This window comes from Trichococcus sp., assembly GCF_049589555.1.
In the GTDB taxonomy this organism is placed as follows: Bacteria; Bacillota; Bacilli; order Lactobacillales; family Aerococcaceae; genus Trichococcus.
In genome coordinates, this window is record NZ_JBAWAZ010000164.1 from 1 (window position 1) to 6,026 (window position 6,026).

Sequence of the window (6,026 nt, forward strand, 5' to 3'; positions counted from 1 at the left end):
TGTTGTTGGGCATAAGCAGCCCGGTGATGGATGCTGCCGCAATCGGCTCCTATTATGACAATTGTATAGATGCTCTGAATTCCCGGAGCAGTCACAGTCAACCTGCCATTTTTTATTATGACAGTACTGTCAAAAACGAAAAATATGTCTTTGCGCATGTTGCTGAACTAATGTATTACTTGGAGACTGGCAAGGAAAACGTGCTGAAAGAGAAACTGCGCGGTTATTTTGAAACGGCCTATTTCGCTGAAGGTGCGACCCTTTTCGATCTGAAGGACATCGGTCTGTCCTTGATCGAAAAATCGAAGCAGTTCCTCGATGATTACTACCGCATGCAATCGAATTATACCTATCCGGAAATTCAACAGGAAGTGATGGAGCGGCTCTTCACTTTTAAGGAAATCAGCGCTTATTTCCTGGATTTTTTAGGGAATATCGCCAAGTCGATGTCCTATGAGCACTTGTATTCTTCTCAGGATATCATCGTCAACGTCAAGGACTATCTGGATATTCACTATGCTGACCCGATCACGTTGGATTTCCTGTCGGATATTTTCTACATCAACAGTTCCTATCTGTCGACCTTGTTCAAGGAAAAGACTGGAATGAAATACGTTGATTATCTGAACGGCCTGCGGATTGATGCCGCCAAAACCCTGCTGCAAACGACTGACCGGCGCGCTGCGACGATTTCGAGGCTGGTCGGATATGACAACGAGAAATATTTTTATCGCGTCTTCAAGAAATTCACGGATTTGACGCCGGAACAATACCGGAAACAAAAATAGAGAATGCATAACAAACCAGGCAGCCGCCTCATCCATCATTGGAGAGGCGGCTGCCTGGTTATTTGTATATTTGTAGAGCATATATGTTGTTCTGGGGTGTTTTGTGCTTTCGATGGGCGTCAGCCTGACATACATGCCGTGCGGTCGTCGGCTTTTCGGTGTTCTTCATTCTTCGTTTAGTCAACACAACGCGCGGGCGTCGACTGTTCGGCATTCTTCGATCTTCGTCTAGTCGACATATCGCGTGGGCGTCTGCTGTTCGGTATTCTCCGCTTTTCGTTCAGTCGACACATCACTCTTCCGTCGGCTCTTCGGTAACATCCGCTCTTCGTTCAGCCGACAGGCCCAATCCATACACGGTTATTCCTTATCATCTTTACCAACTTTCCGTTTGAAGAGGATCCCCAGCACCTGCACGGCGATGAGCGGGGTTATTGCCGCCAGCGCAATCATGCCGAGGCTTTCGGCTAAGAGGTTCTCCCTGCCCATTGCTTCGCCGGCTCCTTGGATGAAGGACAGGATAAATGTTGCGGTCATTGGTCCAGACGCAACCCCTCCGGAATCGAAGGCGATGCTTACGAAGAGCGTCGGGGCGAAATAGGTCAGCGTCAATGCGAGCAGATAGCCGGGCAGCAGATAGTGCCAGAGCTGGATGTCGGGAAAGACGATCCCGAGCATCACGAGCGCCACCGCCAAGCCGATCACTACGGAAAGCACCGCCAGCACCACCTTTCTTTTCAAAAAGCCATCAGTGAGCTCCTCGATTTGGTGCGACAGGAGGTGGACGGTGGGTTCAGCCAGGACATTCACGAATCCCAACGCGAAGCCGATGACGATCAGGTAGCCCTTTTCGTCCAACGAAGCGATGCCGTATCCGACAGCCTTCCCGACCTCCATAAATCCGACGTTGGCCCCCAGCATGAACAGGAATAAGCCCGCATATGTCAGCAGCAGCCCGAACAGTATCCCCTTTTCATCCTGTCTCGACATCTCAAATGAAATCCACTGGATCAGCAGGAAAATCAAAAAGATCGGGAGCAGTACGACCATCACTTCCTTCGCGGTGATCGGCAGTTGTCCAATGAAGGGTGCAAGGACGTCTTGTTCCGGTTTGCCCGCTGTCGTTTGGACCATTGCGCCTGCACCAATGTTCCCAAAAAGGTCCATGACCATCACCGAGATGAGGGGACCAATCGAAACGACGCCGATCAAGCCGAAGCCACCTTTGCTGGAATCTTCGTTTTCCTTCTTCACTTGCGAGTTTCCCAACGCGATTGCAAGAATGAACGGGATCGCCATGACACCTGTCGTCGCGTTGGTGGAATCGAATGCCAGCAGGAAAACGGCGGCGTACAGCAGAGCCAGCATTTTGTAGAGCGAAAGATTGCGGGCAATCCGGACCAGCCCCAGCGAAAGCAAAATGGCAGTTCCGAACGTTCCGGCAACAACGATCCCCCACTTGATCAGCACTCCGGATGTGAGCCAATCAAGCTGTTCTACCAAGATGTGCAGATCGGGTTCAGCGATGGTGATGATAAACCCAAGGGCCAATCCGGCACCGGTCAAAAACGCGAGGTCATCAGGTTTGGAAACCGTCGCCCCCATGGCGTTACCGATGCGGCTGACGCTCAAGTTTGCCCCGTACAGGAAAATAGATAGGCCGAAAACGATGAACAAGGCGCCGAGCAGGAAACGGATGAGCTGCATATCGTCGAGCGGCGTCAAGGTGGCGTGCAGCAACAGGACGATGACCGTGATGGGAAGGACCGCATACAGCACTTCCAAAGCTTTTGACAGCAGCAGCTTCATCGGATTCACCCCTTTTCCCGGGAACCATGAAAAACAGCCACCTTTTGGAATCGAATCTGGATAAAAGAAACCTGCTGAAAGGACAAAATTTGTCGTCGGTTCAGTGGGTTTCATTGGCATGTGTCTTATTTTTCTGTCGATGGGGGAAGTGCGGGCGTTTGCAGTGATGTAGGCCTATTCAGCTGGCTTTTACGGTATATCATTTTTAATCTGATACTAATAGATGATCCAGGAAGGCAACGATATCCTGTGCAATCAAGGCGGGCTCTTCCCAATAGAGCATGTGGCCCGATCCGGGATGCATGATCAGCTTGGACCCTTTGATTGCTTCAGAAAGCGCAAGCTGGTCCGTATTCGTTAGGATGGGATCCCGATCGCCCCAAACGATGAGCGTGGGCGTTTGGATTTTGGCGAGCTCGCCGGGAAAGGTTTCTTCAAACAGTCCGTTTCCGGTTTCCAGCCATACGCGCACGGGCACCTTCAGGTTTTCAGCTACCATGCTGGCCAATGCTTCCGCAGACGCCGGGTGGGAGAGGTTACTCTCCGCAAAGCCTTTCACGAATCTGGGATCGATTGGATCATTCAGCAGCGCAAACGGATTTGGCCGCCCTACCAACGTGGCCGGAACCCCCAACAGCATCAGCCCCGCCGTCCTTTCAGGATGCATTGCTGCGAAGCTGCGGGCTGGGAAACCGCCGCTTGAAGCTCCGACGACGATCGCTTTCGGAATTTGCAGCGCATCCATGAAAAGCAGCAGATCTTCCACGAAATCCTGGGTGCGGTAACCGCTCGCTGGCCGGTCGGAATCACCGTGTCCCCGTTGACTCAAGGCGTAGACGTGGACGCTCTCCGGAAGCTCCGCAAGCAGCGGCTCGAAGATGCGCCAAGAATCCGCGATGCCATGCAACAGGATGAGCGGCGTGCCGTGATTTGTGCCCTTTTCAGCGTAGCTCAGGCGCAAACCGTTCGCCAGCTCGGCTAGCTTAGCAATAGGTTTCATCGGGCACATCCTTTCATTAAGCTTGTTTTTTACGCGTGCGTTAAGTTGCTGAAGTGCGGTCTCAGTCTGTTCATTCATTCTGGGTGACAACTATTTTGATGGTCGCTTTCCGGTTGCCCACGATAGCTTCAGGCAAGCCGATGATCTCGCCTTCCAATTCGAAGGAGCCAGGTTTGTCTAGCTTGCTGAGGATGGCGGGCGTCAGTTCCTGCCATTTGACCCATTGCTGCGTATCCGTTCCATCATTGTAGCGGAGCGTGACGTAGGACGGGGATCCGACAAGCTGGCCGTGTTCGATGGCATATTGGCCGGCATCCATTGTGAAGGCCGCTTCATCCTGGGAGACGATTTTCAGTTTGTCGACTTGTTCGAAGTCTTCCGGCACTTTTTTCCAGACTTTCATGTAATCAATCTGGAACACCTTCGGATAAGGCGCAGTCGGGTCGAACGGACCCACCCACCAATTCTCGCGCCCCTCATAGGCCGAGAGGATGGAGATCATCGGATAGACGACCTCGGCTTGGAACGTCCCGATTTCTTCATCGTCGAAATAAAAGACGAAGCCTTCCGGCGTCCATTCGAAAGTGTAAATATGAAAGTCCGCGCTCAGATCGGTATCACCCACGTCATGGACGAAATGTTGTTCCCGCGCCGCCGGATCCCGGTGTGCGTAAAGTGAGGCCGTGACGACATTGCCGAAATTGAGGGCATTCTCGAATACATCCACTTCCACATCCTGTTCCGGTGTGTCCTGGATCCCGACGAACCACCAAGCGCACATGTTGCCGAGGCTATTCATCATTTTTGCCCGGATTTCAAAAACGCCGTATTGCGAAATGAAGCCCATGAACGGCTCGATGTCGTTGCGTACCTCCAGACCAGCCTTGAATTCGTGGAGCCCGGTCCGGTTGCCGGTCATCACGCTGGATGTGCGGACGGTTCCGTCGAACTCGGGATTCCACGGCTGCGTTTCCTCATTGATGATGAGATTCAGATTGCCGTCCGCCACCTCGTAGACGGCACGCGCGGCCTCCATGTCCGGCGTCCAGGAAGCCAGATACTGGTCGTTCCAGATAGCCGAATCGAGCGGACTTTCATCAAAATTTTCGTCGAATATCAGCCGATAATCGCCGTTGTAGACCGGTATCGTGTATGCTTCATCCCCGATTGTCACCCACCGACTCAGACGGGATTCCAAAACAGCAGTCAGAGATGAAAAATTTCCCTGGCGGAAACCTAAAAAAAATGCCGCAGCGACAATACAGCCGATCAGGACTTTCATTGTTTTTTTCAAAGTGAATCATCTTCTCTCGTGGGATTTGATTACGATGATAGCGATATGCGAGATGATATTGAATGGATTGTTGGGGATAATTAGTAGGTATGCATTTGCTGGAGTATCTTTCATCCCCATTATAAGTCCGCCTGATTCAGCACGCTAATTTTAGGACTACTTCCATTTCACCGCCACAATCTATCCCATCGCGAATTTCTTCAATAAAGAGATTTAAGAGGCACTTATTCAAATTATAATCTCACATACGAAGATTTTAAATAAAAAAATCTCCTTAAAGAAGATATAAATTTGACAATGCGATTCCATAGAATTATACTAATCCCATAAAAGAGGAGATGATCATGATGAAGATTGGAGAATTTATTAAAGAAATCGCAAAAGAAGACGGAAAAACATTAGCATGGATAGCACAAAAAATGGGCATAAATTATAAGACATTCAGCGGCAAACTTAACAGGGGAACATTGTCAGCAGACGATCTGTTGAAATTATGCGCATTACTGGGCATAAGTGCTGATAAACTGAAAGAAAAACAAAATTACGACAACTTGTTCATTTCTGATGATGCCGAGGCCTACGCTATTGCAGAAAACATTTCCGAAGATCAATTGCTTAATAAAGAATTAATTATCACGACAAAAGTTAAACTAACATTTACTGAGTCAGTGGAAAAAAATAAATTTATTAATGAAATATACCTGTTTGTACATTCCAACAACGCTAACGATCTACAAGAATATGAGTTAAAACTCATTAAAAATGTCTATATTATCGATGAGGGCGGACAATTTTATATGGAGAAAGTCAATCCTAACGGTGATGTGAGAACCAACAGATATCATTTACTTCTCAGTAGGCTTAAAGGAAATGTTCGATCAAGTGATGAGGCCCTCATTAATTTCAATAAATCAGGACAAGCTGGAAATGTCCCTACTGCTGGAGTACCACGAAGAATGATAAACATAAAAAATTACTGACATAATCATATAGTGTATATCTTTATTTATCGGGAAGTACAATTGGAAGGATGATAATTATGTATCAACTGATAGATCAAAGTATGGCAGACAGAATATTGGAAATTTTGGAGATAACCGCTTTATATAAACCCATCAATCTGGAAATCGGAGAT

At 48.8% G+C, this 6,026-nt stretch carries 5 protein-coding genes; 2 read left to right on the forward strand and 3 right to left on the reverse strand.

What is annotated here, in order from left to right:
- Window positions 1–788: helix-turn-helix domain-containing protein (locus tag WBV27_RS06585; protein WP_424200498.1), on the forward strand; the 788-nt coding region annotated here is incomplete at its 5' end.
- 360 nt (window positions 789–1,148) lie between these two features.
- On the opposite strand, the gene WBV27_RS06590 is transcribed toward WBV27_RS06585, so the two are convergent.
- The 3 genes from WBV27_RS06590 to WBV27_RS06600 form a co-directional block, all read right to left on the reverse strand.
- Complete coding sequence (locus tag WBV27_RS06590) at window positions 1,149–2,597, reverse strand: DUF1538 domain-containing protein (RefSeq protein WP_424200500.1); 1,449 nt, start codon at window positions 2,595–2,597, stop codon at window positions 1,149–1,151.
- Window positions 2,598–2,802: 205 nt separating this feature from the next.
- The gene (locus tag WBV27_RS06595) at window positions 2,803–3,597 is read right to left on the reverse strand and encodes an alpha/beta fold hydrolase (protein WP_424200502.1); all 795 of its coding nucleotides are present in this window, start codon (window positions 3,595–3,597) and stop codon (window positions 2,803–2,805) included.
- A 70-nt stretch (window positions 3,598–3,667) separates the two neighbouring features.
- Complete coding sequence (locus tag WBV27_RS06600) at window positions 3,668–4,891, reverse strand: family 16 glycosylhydrolase (RefSeq protein ID WP_424200504.1); 1,224 nt, start codon at window positions 4,889–4,891, stop codon at window positions 3,668–3,670.
- 347 nt (window positions 4,892–5,238) lie between these two features.
- On the opposite strand from WBV27_RS06600, the gene WBV27_RS06605 reads away from it, so the two are divergent.
- Entirely contained in the window at window positions 5,239–5,871 is a 633-nt protein-coding gene (locus WBV27_RS06605; RefSeq protein WP_424200506.1) for a helix-turn-helix domain-containing protein, read from the forward strand.
- Window positions 5,872–6,026 lie beyond the last annotated feature (155 nt).

Excerpts from the sequence above, each read along its gene's own strand:
- WBV27_RS06605 (WP_424200506.1), top strand. The coding sequence starts at position 5,239 with ATGAAGATTGGAGAATTTATTAAAGAAATCGCAAAAGAAGACGGAAAA.
- WBV27_RS06590 (WP_424200500.1), bottom strand. The coding sequence starts at position 2,597 with ATGAAGCTGCTGCTGTCAAAAGCTTTGGAAGTGCTGTATGCGGTCCTT.
- WBV27_RS06595 (WP_424200502.1), bottom strand. The coding sequence starts at position 3,597 with ATGAAACCTATTGCTAAGCTAGCCGAGCTGGCGAACGGTTTGCGCCTG.